Origin of the sequence: Halalkalibacter suaedae (assembly GCF_017939705.1) — a bacterium.
GTDB lineage: Bacteria > Bacillota > Bacilli > Bacillales > Bacillaceae_D > Halalkalibacter > Halalkalibacter suaedae.
This window is the reverse complement of sequence record NZ_JAGKSQ010000001.1, coordinates 355,311-377,223: the sequence shown is the minus strand read 5'-3', so window position 1 is coordinate 377,223 and position 21,913 is coordinate 355,311. Positions and strand designations below refer to the sequence as shown.

The following is a 21,913-nucleotide window of genomic DNA, read 5'->3' as shown; positions in this document are numbered from 1 at the left end:
TCTTAGTACCTTACCGCTAACCCCAATCGTTTAGTAAGTGCCCTAGACTTCTGGCTTGATAAACAATGAACGTACACGGAAAATAAAACGATGACTATGCTTTTGTCTTATATACGCTTCAAGTAGAGCATCTAGTGAGTCGCGATCGATGAGAATAATTTTATTGGCTCGTGCAAAGGATTTGGCATCTTTTGTAAAAAATCTATTTGTTACAACAATGAGTTTTGTTGCCTGAAATAGGGGCTTTGTTGCGAGAGCTTCTTTAAGATAAGACTCCTCAATCATCGTCATTGTTTTTTTAGCATAGACAATTGCTTTCGTTCCTTTTTTTCTAAGGATTAAATCTGCTAAACCTCTCTTTTGCTTTTTCATTTTGTTGACAGAGTATCCCTGTCTTTGAAAGATGGGCATCAGAAGCAGGTTAAATTCATATTGGGATAACGAATCAACGGCCATGAGTTCAGTAGATGGATATCGATCGTTACCACCTAACGGCATTATAAATATAACAACACTAAGTAATATCAGCATAACAGCCAAAGTTATTCCAAATAATGTTGCATTGTAATCGTATAGTTGGACTAGAGTATAGGTGACAATAAAAAGGAGAATGGGAGAGATCAGAGAAAATCTACTCTTTGACATAAATAACACTTCCTTTAAAAAGCGATCATTTTTTTTATAAATTGTCCAAAAGTAGAAAGATTATGTAAAAGGAGTTGTTATTTCTTGTTTGATTACATACCTGGTTGGCTATATCTATTGACAGCCATTATTATCATCCTGATTCTATTTACGTTTCGTAAAAAGAAACGATATGATATTAGAAAAATTACAATTAAAGATATTGATCAAATGACAGGTCATGAATTTGAATATTATCTATTTGTGCTTCTAACCGCCTTGGGATTTGAGGAGACTTATCTAACAAAGAAAAGCCGGGACTTTGGAGCAGATCTTATTTTCGTTGACAATGATCATCGGAAATTTGTTGTTCAAGCGAAACGATTAACAGAAAAAATGGGACTTGTTGCCGTTCAAGAGGTTTATGCGGCAAAGGCTTATTATGATGCAGATGAGGCGATTATTATCACATCAACAGAACAAGTCTCAGAACCGTGTCGCAAACTCGCCTGTGCAACAAATGTCAAAATAGTGAAACGTCAAGAGCTTATGCAGCTAATCAAGGCATTAAAACAAAATGATGGTGAGGAAGCACAATTCATAATAAGTAACTCAAACGAGGAGATTAGTTATACGTCTACAGATAGTATTGAAGACTTAGATCAACGCCGCGGAATGATCCAAGCGGGTGATTATTTTATAAAGTTATAAGTGTTTTGTGTCAATTAATCACAGTTCAACATAGTCATAGTTGTAGGAGGGATGGCTATGTTGAAAGCAATGGATTGGCAATTGGTTGCTTTTGTTGGTGGTTCACTACTTCAAGATTATGTCAGGTTTGTCCATCTACCGAGGATTTATTATTTCGAATATAAGAATTAACAGAACTTAAAAGGGGGTGCTCTAAAAGGTTAAAATTAGACCTTTTTAGGACACCCCCGTTTCAACTTTTATTATTTAGACTAGCTTTGTTGTCCATGATTCACAATTCCAGATATCTGTTGCGACATCTTGGTAAAATTCAGGTTCATGGCTAATTAATAGGACACTGCCCTTATAATCAATTAAGGCTCTTTTTAGTTCTTCTTTTGCATCGACATCTAGGTGATTCGTAGGCTCATCTAAGACGAGAATATTCGTTTCACGATTAATTAATTTGCAAAGTCGTACCTTGGCTTTCTCACCACCGCTTAGCACAATAATTTTACTCTCAATATGTTTGGTGGTTAGGCCGCATTTGGCCAATGCTGAGCGAACTTCAGCTTGACTCAAGGAAGGGAACTCGGCCCATACTTCTTCAATACAAGTATTATCAGGTGTTTTTGCTTCTTGTTCGAAATAACCAATTTCTTGATACTCACCTAGCTCGACCTCACCAGATACTGGTTTAATAAGTCCTAGAATGCTTTTAAGTAAGGTTGTCTTACCAATCCCATTAGCACCGACAAGTGCAACTTTTTGACCACGTTCCATCTTTAGGTTAAGTGGTTTTGATAGTGGTTCATCATAACCAATTATAAGGTCTTTCGTTTCGAAGATAAGCTTACTAGTTGTTCTTGCATTTTTAAAATTGAAGGTTGGCTTCGGCTTCTCATGGGCAAGCTCGATCATATCCATTTTGTCGAGCTTCTTTTGACGGGACATTGCCATATTTCTCGTGGAAACACGAGCTTTATTTCTTGCAACAAAATCTTTCAGCTGTGCGACTTCTTGCTGTTGCTTTTTATATGCTGATTCAAGCTGTTGCTTTTTCATTTCATGAACCTCGAGAAAATGATCGTAATCACCGACATAGCGGTTTAATTCCTGATTTTCCATATGATAGATTAGATTGATCACACTATTTAAGAAGGGAATATCATGCGAAATTAAAATAAATGCATTTTCATATTCTTGTAAATAACGTCTCAACCATTCAATATGTTGCTCATCTAAATAGTTTGTTGGCTCATCAAGTAAAAGGATATCTGGCTTCTCAAGTAATAACTTAGCGAGTAATACCTTAGTCCGTTGACCACCACTTAAGTCAGTCACATCTCGATCAAGACCAACGTCATCAAGACCGAGACCTCTTGCAGTTTCTTCGACCTTAGCGTCAATCGTATAGAAGTCATTGTTTGTTAGAATATCTTGGATGACACCAACCTCTTCAAGCATTTTTTCTAATTGCTCGGGAGTTGCATCACCCATTTTGTCATACATCGCAGTCATTTCTGCTTCAAGATCAAACATATATTTAAAAGCACTTTTTAATACATCACGCATTGTCATTCCGCGTTCTAAGACGGTATGTTGATCTAAATAGCCAATTCGAACCTTCTTGGACCACTCTACCTTACCCTCATCAGGCATTAACTTACCTGTTATGATATTCATGAAGGTGGACTTTCCTTCGCCATTAGCACCTATAAGTCCTATATGTTCGCCCTTCAAAAGACGAAAAGAAACATCATGAAAAATGGCTCGGTCACCGAAACCATGACTAAGATTTTTGACTGTAAGAACACTCATTTTTTTACACCTATCCTCTTTAAAAATTGACCTGATTGTTACCATCTTATCATAACTCTAGCAGTCTTTATAGTTGAGTTCATCTTTTGAAAATGGTTTTGTTCTAAGTTAGAATCATTTACTATTTGATCTTAAAACGATAAAATCAATATAAATAAAAGGATATTCAACTGAAGTGTTGAATAATTACTATTGGCTAAGAAGGTAGAGTAAATTAAATACTTTGCAGTCGCTTTGCATTGAGAGGAAGTGTGTATATGAGTAAGCAGTTTGATAAGGTTATCAACAGGTTAGGAACAGATTCAATGAAATGGGATATGGCTAAGCAACGTTTCGGTGGCGAAAATCTATTGCCGATGTGGGTTGCGGACATGGATTTTCGAGCACCGCAGGAAGTACTTGATGCCCTACATGAGAAGGTGGAGCATGGTATATTTGGGTATCCAGCACACTCAGAGAGTGTTGATGCTGCTGTTCAAAGTTGGCTAAAGCGAAGATATGATTGGACAATTAATAAGAATTCGATTATTTATACTGCAGGAATTGTTCCGACAATTAGTTTTATTATTCAAGCCTTTACAGCACCTGGTGATCAAGTCATTGTTCAAACCCCTGTATATTACCCTTTTTATGATGTAGTCAACAAGAATAATCGCGAGCTTCTAGCTAATCCTCTTGCTTTTGATGGTGACCATTATGAGATGGATCTAGCTCAACTAGAAGCGAGTATCACCGATAAGACGAAAATGATTGTACTATGTCATCCACATAACCCTGTAGGTAGGGTTTGGAAAAGAGAAGAATTAGAGGCATTAGCAGCAATATGTAAAAAATATGATCTGCTAGTCGTTTCAGATGAAATTCATGCTGATTTGTTGTTTAAAGGGCAGAAGCATATTCCTTTTGCTTCGTTAAATGAAGACGCAGCAGGTAGAACATTCTCTTGTCTAGCACCAAGTAAGACATTTAATTTAGCTGGAATAATGACCTCTTACGTTGTTGTAGAGAATAAAGAGCTTCGTTTGAAGTTATCGAATCACTTATCAAACTCATTTGCGAATATGACTAATTCATTTGCAGAGGTGGCAACAGAGGCGGCTTACAACCATGGAGAGCAGTGGCTTGAGGAATTAATGGAGTACGTTGAAGATAATTATAACTTTGTAGTTGACTATGTGAAAGAGCATCTTCCGACCTTACGTGTAATGAATTCCGAGGGGACGTACTTGTTATGGCTTGATTGCTCGAAATTAAGCTTATCTCCTACAGAGCGGAAGAAATGGCTTGTTGAAGAAGCAGGGGTCGCTTTAAATCCAGGCTCTATCTTCGGGGTTGAAGGAAAAGATTTCGAACGAATCAATTTGGCATGTCCAAGAGCAACCTTGAAAGAAGGTCTTGATCGAATTAAAGCGGCTTACGATAATTTATAATAGTGCGGTGAAAAGAAGAAATGAATGAATTAGAATATGAAGTGTTAATTGAAGCATATGAGCGTGCAGTGAACCTAGAGTTAGAAGAGGATTTCATAGGTCTTTTGAAGGAAGAAATTGAGCATAGGAACCAGAATCAATCGAAAGATAAATCATTAGTCTGTATATAGACTTGCAGGAAATTTTCGATTATTATTGAATTCTTTTATTATTACTCATAATGTAAAGAGTTAGAAAATATACTAAAAGAATGATACTAGATGAATGAAAAGGGGATTCTATTCAATGCTAATAGAAAATCTATATCTCGAGCTTGTCAGTGATTGCAAGAGTAAGCTTGGAAGAGAATTGACACGTGAAGAAACAGATCTTCTTAAATGGGTACAAGAGAAGGAATATGAAGCATGTTACCAAAGTCTTAAGAGTTCGTAAATGAAAAAAGTGCTAGTTAGGCTATTGAAAAGGATTGATTTAAAGGCGACTAAATGAGTACGCTTTTCCCTTTTCAGTGGCCTTTTTATTAAATCGATGAACACCGAAAAATAGATTGGAGGCTATGATGAAAACATTTAGATTGATCTCACTTTGCTTACTTGATGGGAAAAAGGGCCATGTTGAACAGAAGATTGTACCGATTGAAGATGGATTAATTATTAATATGGAGAATCCTCAGGTTTGGTTTATAGAGGCAGTCGTTTCAAAGGAATACTATCCTTATTTCAATAGCATTCTCGAGAAGAATGGCAATGTACTGATTGACGTAGTCATTACGAGTAAGGAGAATCACCCAGCTGCCATGATTACAAATGTGCTATCAATAACAGAGCTTTCAGAAAAAGTGAGTGTGTTATTAAAGGGAGATTTGGCCTTGAAAAAAGACGATCTTTTAGCCGATGTCCTCGAAGATATCGTTGGCGAAGGTGTTCAAGGAGAGAAATTACTAGCTGAATTTAGTCATAGAAGAGCAAATCTTAGTGAATTTTCTGAACGAACACTTGATGAGTTGTATCAATCATTAAAGGAAGATGGGAAATATTCATTAGAGTAGGTATGTATAGAATAAGGTGACTTCCCCATACTATCATTACATTAATTTGTCAGCAGGACGGGGGAGCCTTTAATGAAGGAAAAGAAAACTTGGGATATTATTTCGATCTCTTCTATTCCACTTGTAATGACTTTAGGAAACTCCATGCTAATTCCGGTATTACCACAGATTGAGAAGGAACTTGGGATTACCTCATTTCAAGTCAGTATGCTTATAACGGTATATTCAATTGTTGCGATTTTATGTATCCCTATTGCCGGGTATATTTCAGACCATATAGGGCGAAAGAAAGTAATTATTCCGAGTCTAGTTATTACAGGAATTGGTGGACTTATCTCTGCATTTGCTTCATGGCAAATGGATAGCCCGTATGCAGTCCTTGTTTTCGGGAGATTCCTACAAGGAATTGGAGCAGCAGGAGCGGCACCGATTGTCATGCCTTTGGTTGGAGATATGTTTACAGCTCAGAAAGATGTAAGTAAAGGTCTTGGAATGATTGAAACTGCTAACACGCTTGGGAAGGTGCTTAGTCCGATTTTAGGTGCAGCATTAGCATTAATCGTTTGGTACATGCCTTTTTTTGCTATACCTGTCTTTTGTTTAATCTCGATTGCAGCAATGAGTTTCTTAGTAAAGGAGCCACCAATTCAAAAAGAGCCTCTTCAATTTATGGAGTTTCTTAAAAGCATTAAAGTCATTTTTAGACGAGAGGGTAGATGGCTCTATGCTGTTTTTGTGGTCGGAGGCATTTGCATGTTTGTTTTGTTTGGGGTGCTTTTCTATTTATCAGATATGCTTGAGAAAACGTATCACATAGATGGAATCAAAAAGGGGATCATTCTTGCTATTCCTCTTGCAGCTCTTTGCTTTTCGTCCTTTGCAACAGGAAAAGCCATTGGGCAGGAAAAACAAAAGATGAAATGGATGACGGTAGTAGGAATTGGATTATTAACAGTTGCCATTTTTTCTGTGTCATTTTCTAAGGATATATATTTATTGTTAACCGCATTATTTGTTAGCGGTGTGGGAATTGGAATTGCCCTGCCAAGTTTAGATGCACTTGTTACAGAAGGGATTAAGATGGAACAAAGAGGATCGATCACATCGCTTTACAGTAGCATGCGCTTTTTAGGTGTAGCACTTGGCCCACCCGTATTCTCAATTTTAATGAAGACAAGCCATTCGTTTATGTTTCTTTTAAATGCAGGAATCTGTTTATTAACAATCGTTGTCATTTTATTTGCGATTAGACCTGAGGAAACAGTCAAGACAACATGGGGATAAATAGTTTCGCATTTGATCATTCCTCGCTATACTACAAGTACTAGTATTGGAAGGGGAGGAACACAAATGGTTAATTTTAAAGATCAGAATGGCTGTTTGGTTCAACTAGCATTTGAAAGAAAATCAAATGTAAAACCAGAGCATATTTGGGTTGTTTGCCGTTATCAGCAAGAATGGTTACTGACAAATCACAAGGTGAGGGGCTTAGAATTCCCTGGTGGAAAAATCGAGCAAGGGGAAACAGAGGTAGAAGCTGTTCATCGTGAGGTTTGGGAAGAAACCGGTGCCCTAATTGAAGAGCTTTTTGATATAGGACATTATCAAGTGCGCTGTACAGATGAAATAATAAGCAAGGCGATCTATTTTGCCACGATTAGTGCTATACAAAAGAAGGAAGATTATCTAGAAACAGAAGGACCTGTGCTTATTTCAACATTACCTAAGCGGATAGAAGCTGATCCCGCTTATAGTTTCATTATGAAAGATCAAGTACTGAAGCTTACGTTAGAGCAACTACAAACGAAACAACTACTTAAAGTGTGATGGAGAAAGGGGATGTACTTCAATGAACAAAACTAGAATTCCATCTCCCCATCCGAAAATACGTCTTTATGAAGTAACGTATATAAGTGATGAAATGCCCGTAAAAGGGTATTTGGCCATACCAGATGGCAACAAGACATGGCCAGGATTGCTATATTTACGTGGTGGCATTAAAAATGTCGGAATGGTTAGGATTCAACGGATGATCCAATGGGCATCAGAAGGAATGGTCGTCTTTGCTCCTTTTTATCGTGGAAATAAAGGAGGGCAAGGTCATGAGGATTTCTGTGGGCATGACCGAAATGATGCGATAGCGGCATTCGACGTCATGAAGTCTATGCCAGAAGTTGACTCAGGATCGATTCATATCGTTGGCTTTTCTCGAGGTGCAGTTATGGCATTATTTACAGCACTTGCAAGAGATGAAGTAAAAACGGTGACTTGTTGGAGTGGAGTTTCAGACATGGTGCTTACATATGAAGAGCGAATTGACCTACGTCGAATGATGAAGCGTGTTATAGGTGGGACGCCATCAAAGTATCCAGAACGTTTCTCTTGGAGAACACCATTAAGTAGAATCAATCAGTTAGTTCCCCGTCTACTAATTATACATGGCTTTGTAGATCAACATGTTTCAGTTGAACATGCCTATCGATTGAATAATGAATGTATTCGGCACCAAAAAGACGTGACATTTTGGTTATTTCCTATGTTTGAACATCAATTTCCGTTAAAAGCACAACAGAGAACGCTTACTAGGGCAGCTAATTGGATGAGAGAAAGCTAAGCTTTCCTTCTTGTCATCTAATTACTGTTCCTTTTTTTTATTCTTTGCATAGTATAAAGCAAAGTGGAAAAGGGAGGCGGTCTTTTTGACTGAGGTATCTATGTTCGATCTAGCTACTGTCTCTGCTGTTGTTGCCGCGTTAGTAACAGTTATTGGCAATGCATTTTCTATTGATAAACGCTACAGAGCACTTTTGGCGATCGGGATTGCAGGCATACTATGGTTTATTCCTCGTGAATGGGGAGAACAGGTTGTAATGGCATTAATAATCGGATTAACAGCTAGTGGGGTATATAGTCAAGTGAAACCAAGAGATAACCAAAATGAACTAATGAGATTACAGATGAGAGAAGAACTAAGGAATGAAAATGAAGCAGAACAGCGACGTAGGAATGGCGACGATACACCCTATTAATTCATACCGAGGCTGGGACAAAAGTGATGTAACTAATAGAAAATCGGAACAATGATGTTGGCGGACGTAAATCGCTAAGTGATTGATTTGTTCGGGAATTAGTTCGACACTTTAGTTATGTCCAAGTCTCTTTTTTTAACGTTTTTGTTATATGTATTGGAAAAAAGAGGAATGATAATAATGTTGACAAGGTTGACAGCTATCGACATGTGCGATATGATATGCGTCGAACGGATACTCTTATCCTGAGTAGGCGGAGGGACAGGCCCGAAGAAGCCCAGCAACCATCATTCTAATGCCATGAATGAAAAGGTGCTAACCTGCAAGGCATATGCCTTGAACGATAAGAGGCAAAAGGTAAACATTCAACCCTTTTCCTCTATTAGGAATAGGGTTTTTTCGTTTATAGCGTCTTTACAGGAATGTGTTCCCATTTTAAAGGGAATGAGTGCCGTCTCAAAAATAGCACATGCTATAAGAGAAGCTGTGTTCAAAGGAGGAAATTGAAATGACAGAACAAAGAGGTCGTCGTTTATTTACGTCAGAATCAGTTACAGAAGGGCATCCTGATAAGATTTGTGACCAAATTTCAGATGCCATTTTAGATGAAATCTTAAAAAAGGATCCAAATGCTCGTGTTGCTTGTGAGACATCCGTAACAACTGGTTTAGTTTTAGTTGCTGGTGAAATAACAACTAGTACGTATGTGGATATTCCTAAGACAGTAAGAGATACGATTAAAGGAATTGGATATACTCGTGCGAAATACGGATTTGATGCTGAAACATGTGCTGTTTTAACTTCAATTGATGAACAGTCTGCCGATATTGCTCAAGGGGTAGACCAAGCCTTAGAAGCACGTGAAGGTCAAATGTCAGATGAAGAAATAGAAGCTATTGGTGCTGGAGACCAAGGTCTAATGTTTGGTTATGCCAATAATGAAACAAAAGAACTTATGCCACTACCTATATCGCTAAGCCATAAGCTTGCTCGTCGACTAACGGAGGTACGTAAAGAAGAAATTCTGCCGTATCTACGTCCAGATGGAAAGACACAAGTAACTGTAGAATATGATGAGGATGGGAAGCCAGCTAGAATCGACACGATTGTTATCTCAACTCAACATCATCCAGAGGTAAGTCTTGAGCAAATTCAACGCAATTTAAAAGAATACGTAATCAATCATGTTGTTCCACCGAACTTGATTGATGAAAATACAAAGTATTTTATAAATCCAACAGGTCGTTTCGTTATTGGGGGACCACAGGGAGATGCTGGTCTAACAGGACGTAAGATTATTGTTGATACATATGGCGGCTACGCACGTCATGGTGGTGGAGCATTCTCCGGTAAAGACGCAACAAAGGTTGATCGCTCCGGTGCATATGCGGCTCGTTATGTCGCTAAAAATATCGTTGCTGCTGGTCTTGCAGATAAATGTGAAGTTCAATTAGCTTATGCAATTGGTGTGGCTCAGCCAGTATCGATCGCGATTGATACGTTTGGAACCGGACAAGTGTCTGAAGAAACTTTAGTAACGCTTGTTCGAGATCATTTTGATCTTCGTCCAGCTGGTATCATCAAAATGTTAGACCTACGCCGACCTATTTACAAGCAAACTGCTGCGTATGGTCATTTCGGGCGTACTGATATTGAGTTACCTTGGGAGCAAACAGATAAGGCACAAGTTCTGAAGGAACAAGCTGGATTATAATTGACCGATTTTACATGAGTAAGAATCTAATTAAAAATTAAAACGGCATGATGATAGCAAAAGACCACTGGAAATTATCAGTGGTCTTTTAAGTATGATCTAGTACTGATTTGGTAAACATAAATAATGAGGAGGTGATTTCAATGGCACAAGATGTATTATGTGAAGTAAATAACTGTGTTCACTGGGCACACGGCAATCAGTGTGAGGCTGATCGCATCTATGTTGTTAGTCATAAGGGTGAACAAGCAGAGTCTCAAGAGGAAACGGACTGTAAGACATTTGAACCTCAACACTAGAACGTTTGGAAAGAGGAGATGACATAAAGGTCGTAACCCTTTATGAAGGTCTCTTCTTTTCTTATATAGTATTGATAATAATAATCAATCTTATTCAGCTTAAATGAATTTTTAGGCAAGTCGTTGTTTATTTTTATCGAAAATCGCTCGTTCATATTGTTGCAGGAGCCCGTCGAAGATTACGTCCCATGACTGAGTTTTTGCATATGCCCTTGCATCATATCCCATTTGGTTTTTTATAGTACGCTGAGAAAGTACTTGGGAGATTGCATTTACAAATGACTCAGCCTGACCTGCTTCGCAAACCATCCCCGTTTTTCCATGTTGCACAATTTCTTTTACCCCTCCTTTATTAGCAACAATCGCAGGAGTACCAGAGGCTAATGCTTCTAGAACAACATTACCAAATGTTTCAGTTACAGAAGGGAAGACGAATAAATCAGCCTTAGCATAGACGGAGGCTAAGGCCTCACCTTGTAAATAGCCAGTGAAGGTTACGTTTGCTGTCTGAAACGCTGCCTTTAGTTCAGGCAGCATAGGGCCATCACCTACAAAAATCCAATGAATTTGTTCACTAAGAGCTTGGGGAAGCTGTTTCATTACTTGACAAAGAGTATTTAGATCTTTTTCTGGAGCCATCCTCCCGACATAAAGCAGTGTGTACTTAGAAGAAGTTGCCGACAAAGAATCATTTTCTTTTCGCTTGGCGGGGTCGTATAAAGAACAATCGACCCCTCGACTCCAAATATCAATCGACGAAAAGCCTCTTAATTGAAGATGGTTCTTCGTTTCAACTGAAGGGACAAATGTTTTTTCGAATCCAGAATAAAACCATCTTAGATATTTCCATAGCATTTCTGACATGAATGTTAACTTGTAATAACGAAGATAGTGATCAAAATGTGTATGATATGATCCAACCATTGGAATATTATGTTTCTTTCCATAGTGTAGTCCAGACAATCCGATGTTAAAAGGTGTGGTTATATGAATCAGGTCGGGTTCAAATAATTCTAGATTCCGACGGATTTTAAAAACATTTGGTAGAGCCATTCGACATTCAGGATAAAGAAAGAAAGGTAAGCTAGTAAATGTTTGAATATTACTTGCGAATAAATCAGTCTTTTCTATTGAGTCTGGGACAAACAGCTGATATTCAATCTGACGTTTATCAAGGTGGTTCACAAGTCTCTTTAAAGTTCGAGCTACTCCATTCACTTGAGGGACAAAGGTGTCGGTGAACAATGCTAATTTCATTAAAATACCTCCCGTTTAATAACCGAGTATGCTTGTAATGAGTAGTAAGCTTAGCCAACCAAATAACATTCCAATTGTTGCCCCGGCAAGAACATCTGAAGGGTAGTGTAGACCGAGTACAATACGTGATAGACCAACAAGACATGCTAGAAGAAGTAATGGAATAATGAGTGAAGGATAGATAATCATGAAAGGAAATGAAACTGAAAAAATAGCGGTTGTATGTCCTGATGGAAAGGAGTGGTCTTTAAATGGATTTTCGACAACAAAAGCATTTGGTAAGACAAGATAAGGACGATTGCGAGGAAGGAAACGTTTAATAAGAACAACGATAAGATGACTAAAAACGAGAGATAGAAAAGCAGAAAAGGCAGTCTGTTGAATGAGTCCATTTGAAAATAAGCAAACGAAAAGGGTTGTGATCGTTGTAAAACGTGCACCCCCAGCATGAGTGATCATTCTCATCCCTTTAAGCAACTGATTCTTTTGATTAAATAAATGAAAAATATGGCAATCTGCCTCATAAAGCCTTTCCATGTGTCTGAACATGTAGTGCCCCCCATTTCCTCTAATATCGTATAGTTTTATTGTAGTGTCCACATATTGAGCAAGAATCAAAGTTTTGTAAAAGATTATCAATTTAATTGTTAATGTTGCTTAATCTAATTTGACATATTCCGTAAAAGTCCAACAAAAAAAGGCGGTCTCAAAGGAATATCACGACCTTATGAGACCACCTTTATGCTATTTTTGGAGGGACTTATAATGTTGCCCCTTCTCTACATATTCATCCCTTATTCTAGTCATGTCTTTAATATCTTCCTCAGTCAAAGCTCTAATCACTTTTGCGGGTCTACCAAAGGCTAGCATATGTGGAGGTATGACTTTTCCTTGGGGGACAAGGCTACCTGCACCTATAAAGGCTCCTTCTCCTATTTCAGCACCATCGAGGATAATGGAACCCATTCCAACCAGTGCCTTTTTACGAATAGTACAACTATGTAGCATTGATTGATGTCCAATTGTCACATCGTCTTCAATAATAAGTGGGTAGGAGGGACTCTGGTGAAGCATAGATTGGTCTTGTATATTGACTCGATTTCCAATTCTTGTTGGAGAGACATCTCCTCTAATAACGGATTGAAACCAAATACTAGATTCATCACCAATTGTTACGTCACCAGTAATTGTTACTCCATCTGCAATGAAAGCACTTGGAGAAATTGTTGGAAAAACGCCTTTATACGAATAAATCATTTGTTCATCTCCTTTGCGTTTATGTGAAAAATCGATATACTAATTGTAACGTAAATAATGTCTTCATGTTTCTATTTTCTAAAATGACGCCAAAGGGGGAATGCATCGTGTGGAAATGGGAAGTTGAGGATCCAAGAGGAGTGATCGTAATTGTTCATGGAGCTGGTGAACATCATGCCAGATATGAATGGTTAGCGAAGCAATGGAACGATCATGGTTTCGATATTGTTATGGGTGATTTACCAGGTCAGGGTCGGACAAGAGGAAAACGAGGTCATGTGCAATCATTTAATGCCTATTTAGATACAATAGAGGAATGGATAGATGAAGCAAGAACTTCCGAACTACCTGTATTTTTACTCGGACATAGTATGGGTGGATTAATCGTTATCAGGACATTAATGGAGCGTGGCTCAAAGCAAATTAAAGGAGTTATATTATCGTCTCCATGTCTAGGTCTTCAGCAACAACCTTCGAAAACTCAGGAAATTGGGATTAAAGTAATCCATAGGGTTATGCCGACAATAAGTGCAAATGCAGGAATCAAAACAGAGCACCTAACAAGAAATGATGAAGTGAAAGAAGAATACCTCAAAGATGAATTGAGAGTAACGAAGGTTTCAGTTAGATGGTATCAGGAATTGTCTAAGGCAATGCGAACGGCACAGAGATACCCTGAGAAATTTCCTGATCTTCCTTTAATTGTTCTACAAGGTGGGGAAGACTATGTTGTGGATAAATTTGAAGTGCGTGCCTGGTTTGACCATTTAACTTTAACAGATAAATATTACAAGGAATGGGATGGACTTTACCATGAGGTATTTAATGAACCTGAACGGAAAGATGTATTTCGTCATGCTTTAGGTTTTCTAAACTTGCTCCTTCCGTAATGTATTTAATATCTATCCTGTTTGTTAGACTAGAAAGAAATTAGGAGGAGAACGTTTGACTGTTCCAACAAAACCAATCCCATTATTAATTGATATCTACCGACAAGTGCTACCAACGGTTCATACTCATTTTGACAAGTGGAAAGTAAGAGCAACACAAATTCCGAATAGCGAGCTTCGTTCTCAAGCTATGGATGCCCTGGAGAAGAAAGAATTTCACTGTGAAGGTGGAGGGGTGTTTGGCTTAGCAGCAGAACGCTTTGATGAGCTAATCCAATTTATTATTGCCTATCAAATTATTTGCGACTATTTAGATAATTTATGTGATCAAAGTCCTGCTCTTGATCCAAATGATTTTAGACAATTACACCAAGCGTTATTGGATGCACTAACCCCAGGCGCAGAACCGAAAAACTATTATTTGTATCATGAGGAACAGGAGGATGGGGGCTATTTACATGAGCTTATTCAGACCTGTCAAAAGGTGCTTGTGACATTTCCCTCCTTTTCAGTTGTACAATCAGCAATGCTTGAGTTAAGCGGGTTTTATGGTGACCTCCAAGTACATAAGCATGTAAAAAAAGAAGAACGGATACCAAGATTGGAAGAATGGTTTAATCTTCATAAGGACTTGGTTCCTGATATGACATGGTTTGAATTTTCGGCTTGTACTGGTTCAACACTTGGAATTTATACTCTCGCAACATATGCAACAAGAAAAGGGCTAACTAAAGAAACGGCAATTAAATTAAAAAACGGCTATTTCCCCTGGGTCCAAGGGGTCCATCTTCTCCTTGATTATTTTATTGACCAAGAAGAAGATATTGCTGATGATGAGTTGAATTTCCTTTTTTATTATGAGAATGAAGAACAAATGATTGAGCGTTTTCGCTTTTTCGTCATGAAGGCAGAAGAATGCTTATCTTCATTACCAGATCCCGAGTTTCATCGTATGATATTAAAAGGAATCTTAGCTATGTATATTTCCGATGAAAAGGTTCAAAAGGATAAGGAAATGAAGAAGAAATCCAAAAAAATGATTAAGCTAGGAGGATTACCTACGATGATCTTCTACCTTAATAGCTGGATGATGCGAAGGAAACGTTGATAAAACAGAGGAGTTGCCATAATAGGAGCTTCGACTCCGCTACCGGGATGGGGGGCACGCTTTCCGCAGGCGGGCGTGGAACTAACCGGCTTTGCCGGTGGATTTCCACCTGCCCTCTCATCCTGCAGGAGTCGGCCCTCCCATCCCGTCCGCTTTATATGAGTAGAAACGAGAACTAACTTCCTTTTGAAAGTCCTTTGTATTTACTAATTGGTGACGTTTTGTCTTCTTGCTAATGTTGCAAAGACGAATATACATAAAAATGCCTCTGAGATTCAGTTCTCAAGGGCATTTTTTGTATGATATAAAAGGTGTAATTTTCTCCTTTTTGGTGAAGTTAATCATTTCTTATAGCCGTCGATAATAAGGTCTAGCTTGCCTGTTTCTGGATGAATAACGAGACCGTGAACTGGGACGTCATTTGGTAGTAAGGGATGCTTGTTAACCATTTCCACACTATGTCGAACACTATCTTCTACTTTATCGAATCCTTTTAGAAAGCTTGTTACATCAATACCTAGAAACTCTAGGTCTCGAATCTGTTGCATATCTACTCCTCTTGTCGCAGCTTTTTCAAGGACACTTTTAGATTCTAGCCCTGCCATCCCACAGCCGTGGTGACCAACAATCATTACCTCATCTGCTTGAAGCTCGTAAAGGGCGACTAAAATACTTCTCATCACACTTCCGAAAGGATGTGAGATGATGGCACCTGCATTTTTTATGATTTTCGCATCGCCATTTTTGATGTTCATAGCAGAAGGTAATAATTCAATTAACCTAGTGTCCATACAGCTAAGAATGACAACCTTTTTATTAGGAAACTTTGTTGTCTGAAACTTAACATATTGCTCTGTAGATACAAACTCATCATTATGATTCAATATTTTATCTAATAGTGTCAAAAATGATTCCCCCCTCATTTTCTACTTTCTTCCTATTTTTTAGCGTTTAGAAGTAGAAGTCAAGTGTTATCTCTTTTCGATCGCGACAATATAGGGAGGGTTATTAGCTTGATTAATAAATTGGTAACTTAGAATATGGGCTTCTTGCTGGCTGAAGTTTTCCACAAATAAATCAATACTTTCTTTTTCTTTTTTTCCTTCTTCATGCCCATGATAGATCACAAGTACGATGATGCCACCACTTGCCATCATCTTGAACAGGCCTTTAATGGCAGTAATGGTTGATTCAGGTTTGGTGACAACGGATTTATCTCCACCAGGTAAATAACCAAGATTAAAAATAGCAGCTCTTACCCTGTGGTGTTCTTGTACTGGAACGATCGCTCCGACATTTTCATGACCTAGCTGGTAGAGCGATACATCATTGATTTGATGTTTCAATAAGCGCTCTGTTGTAAAGGAAATTGCTTCTTTTTGGATATCAAATCCATACACATGTCCTGTTTCACCAACTAGGTTTGCAAGAAAAACGGTATCGTTCCCTTTTCCAATCGTACAGTCAATCGCAATATCCCCCGGCTTTAGTGCTTGTTCTAATAAAAAACGAGCAAATGGTAAAATACCTAGTAGCTTCATTCGATCACTCTTTCATTACTGAAATATTTCCCTTGCCAGCTTCCTCGTAGTCTTAGTTCATTTTCAATTTCATTTAACACCTTCCACTTATTGAGACTCCACATCGGGCCAATCATCAGATCGGCAGGACCATCACCAGTTAAACGATGGATGATCATATCTGGTGGAAGAATTTCAAGTTGATCAACGACTGTTTTTATATAACTTTCGAAGCTCATTAGTTCAAGTAGTCCCTTTTCATATTGCTTCACCATAGGGGTTCTCTTCAATAAGTGAAGCAGATGAATTTTAATTCCTTGGACATCAAGCTTACTTACCTCACGAGCTGTTTCCATCATCATTTCTTCATTTTCCATAGGAAGTCCATTGATGATGTGGGCACAAATATTTATATTGTGTTTTCGGAGCTTATTGACGCCTTCAACATAACATTGAAAATCGTGTGCACGATTAATAAGTGTTGCTGTTTTTTCGTGAACGGTTTGTAAGCCTAACTCGATCCAAAGAAATGTTCGCTCATTTAATTCAGCCAAATACTCGACTACATCATCTGGAAGACAATCAGGTCTTGTTGCAATCGCAAGTCCGACAACACCTTCCTGCTGAAGAATGGCTTCAAAATAGGCCCTTAATGTTTCTACAGGAGCAAAGGTATTTGTGTAGGCTTGAAAGTAACCGATGTATTTACCGCTCTTCCACTTTTGATGCATCCGATTCTTAATTTGATTGAATTGAGTAACAAGATCATCTTGACGGTCTCCCGCAAAATCACCAGAACCTCTTTCACTACAAAATGTGCAGCCCCCATATGCAACAGACCCATTTCGATTAGGACAGTCAAACCCTGCATCCAATGGAACTTTGAATACTTTTTCACCGAATTGATTACGTAAATAGTGATTCCAGGAATAATATCGTTTTTCTCCGAATATTTCCGGTATCATTTGACTTTGGTCCGACTCTAACATAGCGTTCTCCTTTACTTTCAATGATCCTATTATTTTAGCATGAGCTCATTCTAACAACAAAGCTTCGTTTGTCGAAATTATTAGTTGAAAAAGTATTGCGATTTCTGGTGGAATAACCTAAGATGGCGAAGGGATATTTTTAGAGGGGGAAACATGTATGCCGAAGTCACTTTGGTTACTTATTATAGCGATGATTATCAACGTTACCGGTGCCTCATTTCTATGGCCATTAAATGCCATTATCATTCATCAGGAACTTGGAAAATCACTTACTATGGCTGGCTTTGTTCTTATGTTAAATGCAGGTGCAGGTGTGATTGGTAACTTAATTGGTGGTAGAATGTTTGACAAAATTGGTGCGTTTAAAACAATGGTCCTAGGCGTTACGGTCACATCAGTTAGTGCTCTAGTCCTTGTGTTTTTTAATACATTCTATTTCTACATGTTCTTGTTAATTGGAATTGGCTTTGGAACTGGCTTAATCTTTCCAGCCATGTATGCACTAGCGGGGAGCTTATGGCCTGAAGGGGGAAGACGAGCTTTCAATGCCATTTATGTTGCTCAGAATGTTGGAGTTGCCCTTGGAACAGCCCTCGTAGGTGTTGTAGCCTCTATTCAGTTAACTGCTGTTTTTTCAGCTAATGCTATCATGTATATCGGGTTGCTTTTATTCATTCTTATTTGTTTTCGTACGATTGGAGAGGGATCGAAGGAATCGCATGCGGCCATTTCGTTTAAGCCGAAGCTATCTCTTCGAAGTAATTATCGACTCCAAGCGTTGACTTTATTGTCAATTGCCTTTTTTATTTGTTGGATTGCTTACACGCAATGGCAGGCAAATGTTTCTGTTCATATGCAGACATTGGACATTTCACTACAACATTATAGTTTCTTGTGGACAATTAATGGCTTGATGATCGTTTGTGTTCAGCCATTGTTATCTTGGGTCATTCGAAAGTGGGTTCATACCCTTAAGCAGCAAATGATTATTGGTGTGATTATCTTTATGCTGTCGTACGTGGTGTTATTGCAGGCGAGTGTGTTCTCAATGTTTCTAGTGGCAATGATTATCCTAACAATCGGTGAAATGTTTGTATGGCCGGCTGTTCCAACGATTGCCAATAAGCTTGCACCTAAAGGTAAGGAAGGATTTTATCAAGGAATTGTCAATAGTGTTGCAACAGGTGGTCGGATGGTAGGGCCATTACTTGGTGGTATGATTGTCGATCTGTTTTCGATTTCAATGCTTATTTATGCTTTACTGATGTTGTTTCTACTGGCCATTGCTGTTCTAACTATTTATGATTATCCTCTAAAAAGACCGCAAACAAATGTGATCTTAGATGAGAATCAAACTGTCACTTCGGAAATATGAGTGAATTTCTTATGGACCTGCTTGACAGCGAGGTTCTGAATTCATACAATACTAATAAGTTCATACGTTAATGTTGACAAGGAATAGTAGCTATAGTTGGGAATGCAGAGAACTGACGGAAGGTGCGAGTCAGTCGAACTTCTATTGTGAACTCGCCTTTGAGTTTTGAAAGCGAATCGTTATGTAGTTTTCAACGGATCACGCCCGTTATGCGTTTTAAGTGAATAAATGTCTATATGTACATTTATTAATGTGGGTGGTACCGCGGGATTAAACTCTCGTCCCTAACAGGTTTGTTAGGGATGGGGGTTTTTTGTTTTGACTTAACTATACGTTTAATGACGTATGAGAAGATACACATTATTAGGAGGCGCAGAAGAAATGTCTTTTTCACACGAGCATGTTGAGCCGAAATGGCAACAGTACTGGGAACAAAACAAAACATTTAAAACAAAGGAAGAAGAGAATAAGCCAAAGTTTTATGCTTTGGATATGTTTCCATATCCATCAGGAGCTGGACTTCATGTAGGTCACCCAGAGGGCTACACGGCAACTGATATTCTATCGCGAATGAAACGAATGCAAGGATATAATGTGCTTCATCCAATGGGGTGGGATGCGTTTGGCTTACCAGCAGAGCAATATGCTCTTGATACTGGGAATGATCCAGCTATTTTCACAAAGCAAAATATTGATAATTTCCGTCGTCAAATTAAAGCTCTTGGTTTTTCTTATGACTGGGATCGTGAAGTGAATACGACAGATCCAGGTTACTATAAATGGACGCAGTGGATATTCACGAAGTTGTACGAAAAAGGCTTGGCGTATATTGATGAAGTTGCTGTCAATTGGTGTCCAGCCCTTGGAACGGTGTTAGCAAATGAAGAAGTCATTGATGGGAAAAGTGAGCGTGGCGGTCATCCAGTTGAACGTCGACCGATGAAGCAATGGATGTTGAAAATTACAGCATATGCAGATCGTCTTCTTGAAGATTTAGAAGAGCTTGACTGGCCTGAAAGTATAAAAGATATGCAACGTAACTGGATTGGTCGTTCTGAAGGGGCTGAAGTTACCTTTAAGGTAGACGGCTATCAGAATGAGGAAGTTAAGGTGTTTACAACACGACCTGATACATTGTTCGGTGCAACTTACATGGTGTTGGCACCTGAACATAAATTAGTGAACATTATAACATCAGAAGATCAAAAACAGGATGTTGAAACGTATAAGGTCAAAGTTGCGGCTAAGAGTGATCTTGAACGAACTGAATTATCGAAAGAGAAGACAGGGGTCTTTACTGGTGCTTATGCGATTAACCCTGTTAATGGTGAAAAGATTCCAGTTTGGATTGCTGATTATGTATTAGTTAGCTATGGAACTGGTGCGATTATGGCTGTTCCAGCACATGATGAGAGAGACTTTGAATTTGCGAAAGCTTTCAATCTAGACATTCGTGAAGTCGTTTCTGGTGGAGATATTGAACAGGAAGCATATACAGGTGAAGGCGAACATGTGAATTCAGACTTCTTAAATGGACTTGGAAAAGAAGCCGCAATTACTAATATGATTACATGGCTTGAAGCAAATCATGTTGGGAAAAAACAAGTAACCTATCGTTTACGTGATTGGCTCTTCAGTCGTCAACGTTATTGGGGTGAACCGATTCCGATTATTCACTGGGAAGACGGGACAATGACTGCATTGCCTGAAGAGGAGCTTCCGCTTGTTTTACCAAAAATGAAAGAAATAAGACCTTCAGGGACAGGCGAGTCACCACTAGCTAATGAAAAAGAATGGCTTGAGGTTACTGATCCAAAGACGGGTCTAAAAGGACGTCGAGAAACAAATACAATGCCACAGTGGGCTGGTAGCTGCTGGTACTATTTACGCTATATTGATCCAACAAATACAGAAGCATTAGCCGATCAAGATAAATTAGAAAAATGGCTTCCAGTTGACATTTATATCGGTGGAGCTGAACATGCTGTCTTGCATTTACTATATGCGAGATTCTGGCATAAATTCTTATATGACATCGGCGTTGTTTCAACGAAAGAACCATTCCAGAAATTATATAATCAAGGAATGATCCTTGGTGAAAATAATGAAAAGATGAGTAAATCAAAAGGAAATGTCGTAAATCCTGATGATGTTGTTGAAAGCCATGGTGCTGACACACTACGTCTGTACGAGATGTTTATGGGACCGTTAGATGGTTCGATTGCTTGGTCAACAAATGGTCTTGATGGTGCTCGTCGTTTTCTAGATCGAGTATGGAGATTGTTTATTGATGAGCGTACTGGTGAGTTAAATCAAGCGATTCAAGCAACAAACGGTGAGGAGAGTTTAACAAGGGCCTATCACCAATCAGTTAAGAAAATAACTGAAGACATGACAGAGCTTCGCTTTAATGTTGCGATCTCACAAATGATGGTATTCATAAATGAAGCATATAAACAAACCGTGTTACCGCGAGAGTATATGGAAGGCTTTGTGAAAATGCTGGCACCGATTGCCCCTCATGTAGCTGAGGAGCTTTGGGAAAAGCTAGGACATTCAGAGACAATATCATATGCAGCTTGGCCAACATATGATGAGTCGCAGCTTGTCGAAAACGAAGTGGAAGTAGTTGTTCAATTAAACGGTAAAGTACGTACGAAACTAATCATTCCAGCAGATGCAACACGTGAACAAATGGAAGAGATTGCTCGTGCAGATGAAAAAGTAATTGAAGCAATTGCAGATAAAACGATTCGTAAGGTTATTGCTGTACCTGGTAAGCTTGTAAACATTGTTGTAGGATAGATCAAAAAATGAAGGGTGTCTCTCGTTCAACTGAACGAAAGACACCCTTTTTTCATC

At 38.6% G+C, this 21,913-nt stretch carries 23 protein-coding genes, 1 riboswitch and 1 other annotated feature; of the genes, 15 read left to right on the top strand and 8 right to left on the bottom strand.

Annotated features, from left to right (window positions below):
* Positions 1-42 precede the first annotated feature (42 nt).
* Positions 43-645 carry a restriction endonuclease gene (locus J7W16_RS01800; RefSeq protein WP_210595215.1) on the bottom strand — a complete coding sequence of 201 codons (603 nt, stop codon included), beginning with the start codon at positions 643-645 and terminating at the stop codon, positions 43-45.
* A gap of 84 nt (positions 646-729) precedes the next feature.
* On the opposite strand from J7W16_RS01800, the gene J7W16_RS01795 reads away from it, so the two are divergent.
* The gene (locus tag J7W16_RS01795; RefSeq protein ID WP_210595214.1) at positions 730-1,335 is read left to right on the top strand and encodes a restriction endonuclease; all 606 of its coding nucleotides are present in this window, start codon (positions 730-732) and stop codon (positions 1,333-1,335) included.
* A gap of 246 nt (positions 1,336-1,581) precedes the next feature.
* Here J7W16_RS01795 and J7W16_RS01790 read toward each other — a convergent pair whose 3' ends face one another.
* Entirely contained in the window at positions 1,582-3,135 is a 1,554-nt protein-coding gene (locus tag J7W16_RS01790; protein WP_210595213.1) for an ABC-F family ATP-binding cassette domain-containing protein, read from the bottom strand.
* A gap of 257 nt (positions 3,136-3,392) precedes the next feature.
* Between J7W16_RS01790 and J7W16_RS01785 the strand changes: the two genes are divergently transcribed.
* The 10 genes from J7W16_RS01785 to J7W16_RS01740 all read left to right on the top strand — a co-directional run bounded on the left by J7W16_RS01785 (position 3,393) and on the right by J7W16_RS01740 (position 10,655).
* A complete protein-coding gene (locus J7W16_RS01785) occupies positions 3,393-4,565 on the top strand; it encodes a MalY/PatB family protein (protein WP_210595212.1) in 1,173 nt (390 codons plus the stop codon).
* Positions 4,566-4,585: 20 nt separating this feature from the next.
* Positions 4,586-4,735 (top strand): sporulation histidine kinase inhibitor Sda, encoded by a 150-nt coding sequence (sda, locus tag J7W16_RS01780; RefSeq protein WP_210595211.1) that lies wholly within the window; start codon positions 4,586-4,588, stop codon positions 4,733-4,735.
* Positions 4,736-4,850: 115 nt separating this feature from the next.
* The gene (locus J7W16_RS01775; protein ID WP_210595210.1) at positions 4,851-4,997 is read left to right on the top strand and encodes a hypothetical protein; all 147 of its coding nucleotides are present in this window, start codon (positions 4,851-4,853) and stop codon (positions 4,995-4,997) included.
* 127 nt (positions 4,998-5,124) lie between these two features.
* Entirely contained in the window at positions 5,125-5,613 is a 489-nt protein-coding gene (locus J7W16_RS01770) for a YwpF-like family protein (RefSeq protein WP_210595209.1), read from the top strand.
* Positions 5,614-5,685: 72 nt separating this feature from the next.
* Positions 5,686-6,897 (top strand): bacillibactin exporter BcbE, encoded by a 1,212-nt coding sequence (locus tag J7W16_RS01765; RefSeq protein WP_210595208.1) that lies wholly within the window; start codon positions 5,686-5,688, stop codon positions 6,895-6,897.
* A 66-nt stretch (positions 6,898-6,963) separates the two neighbouring features.
* The gene (gene ytkD, locus J7W16_RS01760; protein WP_210595207.1) at positions 6,964-7,440 is read left to right on the top strand and encodes an RNA deprotection pyrophosphohydrolase; all 477 of its coding nucleotides are present in this window, start codon (positions 6,964-6,966) and stop codon (positions 7,438-7,440) included.
* Positions 7,441-7,462: 22 nt separating this feature from the next.
* The gene (locus tag J7W16_RS01755; protein WP_210595206.1) at positions 7,463-8,227 is read left to right on the top strand and encodes an alpha/beta hydrolase family protein; all 765 of its coding nucleotides are present in this window, start codon (positions 7,463-7,465) and stop codon (positions 8,225-8,227) included.
* 85 nt (positions 8,228-8,312) lie between these two features.
* Positions 8,313-8,642, top strand: a complete 330-nt coding sequence (locus J7W16_RS01750; protein WP_210595205.1) for a hypothetical protein — start codon at positions 8,313-8,315, stop codon at positions 8,640-8,642.
* Between the two features lie 237 nt (positions 8,643-8,879).
* A riboswitch (SAM riboswitch) is annotated at positions 8,880-8,992 on the top strand.
* 158 nt (positions 8,993-9,150) lie between these two features.
* Positions 9,151-10,356, top strand: coding sequence for a methionine adenosyltransferase (metK, locus tag J7W16_RS01745; RefSeq protein ID WP_210595204.1), 1,206 nt, complete (start codon positions 9,151-9,153; stop codon positions 10,354-10,356).
* A gap of 143 nt (positions 10,357-10,499) precedes the next feature.
* Positions 10,500-10,655, top strand: coding sequence for a DUF1540 domain-containing protein (locus J7W16_RS01740; protein ID WP_210595203.1), 156 nt, complete (start codon positions 10,500-10,502; stop codon positions 10,653-10,655).
* Positions 10,656-10,766: 111 nt separating this feature from the next.
* Here J7W16_RS01740 and J7W16_RS01735 read toward each other — a convergent pair whose 3' ends face one another.
* The 3 genes from J7W16_RS01735 to J7W16_RS01725 all read right to left on the bottom strand — a co-directional run bounded on the left by J7W16_RS01735 (position 10,767) and on the right by J7W16_RS01725 (position 13,169).
* Entirely contained in the window at positions 10,767-11,912 is a 1,146-nt protein-coding gene (locus J7W16_RS01735) for a glycosyltransferase family 4 protein (protein WP_210595202.1), read from the bottom strand.
* A 15-nt stretch (positions 11,913-11,927) separates the two neighbouring features.
* On the bottom strand, positions 11,928-12,461 hold the full coding sequence (locus J7W16_RS01730; protein WP_246879794.1) for a phosphatase PAP2 family protein: 534 nt from the start codon (positions 12,459-12,461) through the stop codon (positions 11,928-11,930).
* 195 nt (positions 12,462-12,656) lie between these two features.
* Positions 12,657-13,169 carry a gamma carbonic anhydrase gene (locus J7W16_RS01725; RefSeq protein WP_210595201.1) on the bottom strand — a complete coding sequence of 171 codons (513 nt, stop codon included), beginning with the start codon at positions 13,167-13,169 and terminating at the stop codon, positions 12,657-12,659.
* Between the two features lie 107 nt (positions 13,170-13,276).
* Between J7W16_RS01725 and J7W16_RS01720 the strand changes: the two genes are divergently transcribed.
* Both J7W16_RS01720 and J7W16_RS01715 read left to right on the top strand, forming a co-directional pair.
* Positions 13,277-14,059 carry an alpha/beta hydrolase gene (locus J7W16_RS01720; protein WP_210595200.1) on the top strand — a complete coding sequence of 261 codons (783 nt, stop codon included), beginning with the start codon at positions 13,277-13,279 and terminating at the stop codon, positions 14,057-14,059.
* Between the two features lie 55 nt (positions 14,060-14,114).
* On the top strand, positions 14,115-15,167 hold the full coding sequence (locus J7W16_RS01715; RefSeq protein WP_210595199.1) for a tetraprenyl-beta-curcumene synthase family protein: 1,053 nt from the start codon (positions 14,115-14,117) through the stop codon (positions 15,165-15,167).
* A 341-nt stretch (positions 15,168-15,508) separates the two neighbouring features.
* Here the strand turns inward: J7W16_RS01715 and J7W16_RS01710 are convergent, their stop codons facing one another.
* From J7W16_RS01710 to mnmL, 3 genes are all read right to left on the bottom strand, one after another.
* On the bottom strand, positions 15,509-16,072 hold the full coding sequence (locus J7W16_RS01710) for a beta-class carbonic anhydrase (RefSeq protein ID WP_210595198.1): 564 nt from the start codon (positions 16,070-16,072) through the stop codon (positions 15,509-15,511).
* Between the two features lie 66 nt (positions 16,073-16,138).
* Positions 16,139-16,708 (bottom strand): tRNA 5-(aminomethyl)-2-thiouridylate-methyltransferase MnmM, encoded by a 570-nt coding sequence (gene mnmM, locus J7W16_RS01705; RefSeq protein ID WP_210595197.1) that lies wholly within the window; start codon positions 16,706-16,708, stop codon positions 16,139-16,141.
* The gene (gene mnmL, locus J7W16_RS01700; RefSeq protein ID WP_246879793.1) at positions 16,705-17,676 is read right to left on the bottom strand and encodes a tRNA modification radical SAM protein MnmL/YtqA; all 972 of its coding nucleotides are present in this window, start codon (positions 17,674-17,676) and stop codon (positions 16,705-16,707) included. Before mnmL ends, mnmM begins: the two co-directional genes overlap by 4 nt.
* A gap of 157 nt (positions 17,677-17,833) precedes the next feature.
* Here mnmL and J7W16_RS01695 point away from each other — a divergent pair, with 157 nt between their 5' ends.
* The gene (locus J7W16_RS01695; protein ID WP_210595196.1) at positions 17,834-19,051 is read left to right on the top strand and encodes an MDR family MFS transporter; all 1,218 of its coding nucleotides are present in this window, start codon (positions 17,834-17,836) and stop codon (positions 19,049-19,051) included.
* A 64-nt stretch (positions 19,052-19,115) separates the two neighbouring features.
* Positions 19,116-19,340 (top strand) — a binding site (T-box leader).
* A gap of 92 nt (positions 19,341-19,432) precedes the next feature.
* On the top strand, positions 19,433-21,856 hold the full coding sequence (gene leuS, locus J7W16_RS01690) for a leucine--tRNA ligase (RefSeq protein WP_210595195.1): 2,424 nt from the start codon (positions 19,433-19,435) through the stop codon (positions 21,854-21,856).
* Positions 21,857-21,913 lie beyond the last annotated feature (57 nt).

Excerpts from the sequence above, each read along its gene's own strand:
- J7W16_RS01800 (WP_210595215.1), bottom strand. The coding sequence starts at position 645 with ATGTCAAAGAGTAGATTTTCTCTGATCTCTCCCATTCTCCTTTTTATT.
- J7W16_RS01790 (WP_210595213.1), bottom strand. The coding sequence starts at position 3,135 with ATGAGTGTTCTTACAGTCAAAAATCTTAGTCATGGTTTCGGTGACCGA.
- J7W16_RS01785 (WP_210595212.1), top strand. The coding sequence starts at position 3,393 with ATGAGTAAGCAGTTTGATAAGGTTATCAACAGGTTAGGAACAGATTCA.
- sda (WP_210595211.1), top strand. The coding sequence starts at position 4,586 with ATGAATGAATTAGAATATGAAGTGTTAATTGAAGCATATGAGCGTGCA.
- J7W16_RS01775 (WP_210595210.1), top strand. The coding sequence starts at position 4,851 with ATGCTAATAGAAAATCTATATCTCGAGCTTGTCAGTGATTGCAAGAGT.
- J7W16_RS01770 (WP_210595209.1), top strand. The coding sequence starts at position 5,125 with ATGAAAACATTTAGATTGATCTCACTTTGCTTACTTGATGGGAAAAAG.
- J7W16_RS01765 (WP_210595208.1), top strand. The coding sequence starts at position 5,686 with ATGAAGGAAAAGAAAACTTGGGATATTATTTCGATCTCTTCTATTCCA.
- ytkD (WP_210595207.1), top strand. The coding sequence starts at position 6,964 with ATGGTTAATTTTAAAGATCAGAATGGCTGTTTGGTTCAACTAGCATTT.
- J7W16_RS01755 (WP_210595206.1), top strand. The coding sequence starts at position 7,463 with ATGAACAAAACTAGAATTCCATCTCCCCATCCGAAAATACGTCTTTAT.
- metK (WP_210595204.1), top strand. The coding sequence starts at position 9,151 with ATGACAGAACAAAGAGGTCGTCGTTTATTTACGTCAGAATCAGTTACA.
- J7W16_RS01740 (WP_210595203.1), top strand. The coding sequence starts at position 10,500 with ATGGCACAAGATGTATTATGTGAAGTAAATAACTGTGTTCACTGGGCA.
- J7W16_RS01735 (WP_210595202.1), bottom strand. The coding sequence starts at position 11,912 with ATGAAATTAGCATTGTTCACCGACACCTTTGTCCCTCAAGTGAATGGA.
- J7W16_RS01730 (WP_246879794.1), bottom strand. The coding sequence starts at position 12,461 with ATGTTCAGACACATGGAAAGGCTTTATGAGGCAGATTGCCATATTTTT.
- J7W16_RS01725 (WP_210595201.1), bottom strand. The coding sequence starts at position 13,169 with ATGATTTATTCGTATAAAGGCGTTTTTCCAACAATTTCTCCAAGTGCT.
- mnmM (WP_210595197.1), bottom strand. The coding sequence starts at position 16,708 with ATGAAGCTACTAGGTATTTTACCATTTGCTCGTTTTTTATTAGAACAA.
- mnmL (WP_246879793.1), bottom strand. The coding sequence starts at position 17,676 with ATGTTAGAGTCGGACCAAAGTCAAATGATACCGGAAATATTCGGAGAA.
- J7W16_RS01695 (WP_210595196.1), top strand. The coding sequence starts at position 17,834 with ATGCCGAAGTCACTTTGGTTACTTATTATAGCGATGATTATCAACGTT.
- leuS (WP_210595195.1), top strand. The coding sequence starts at position 19,433 with ATGTCTTTTTCACACGAGCATGTTGAGCCGAAATGGCAACAGTACTGG.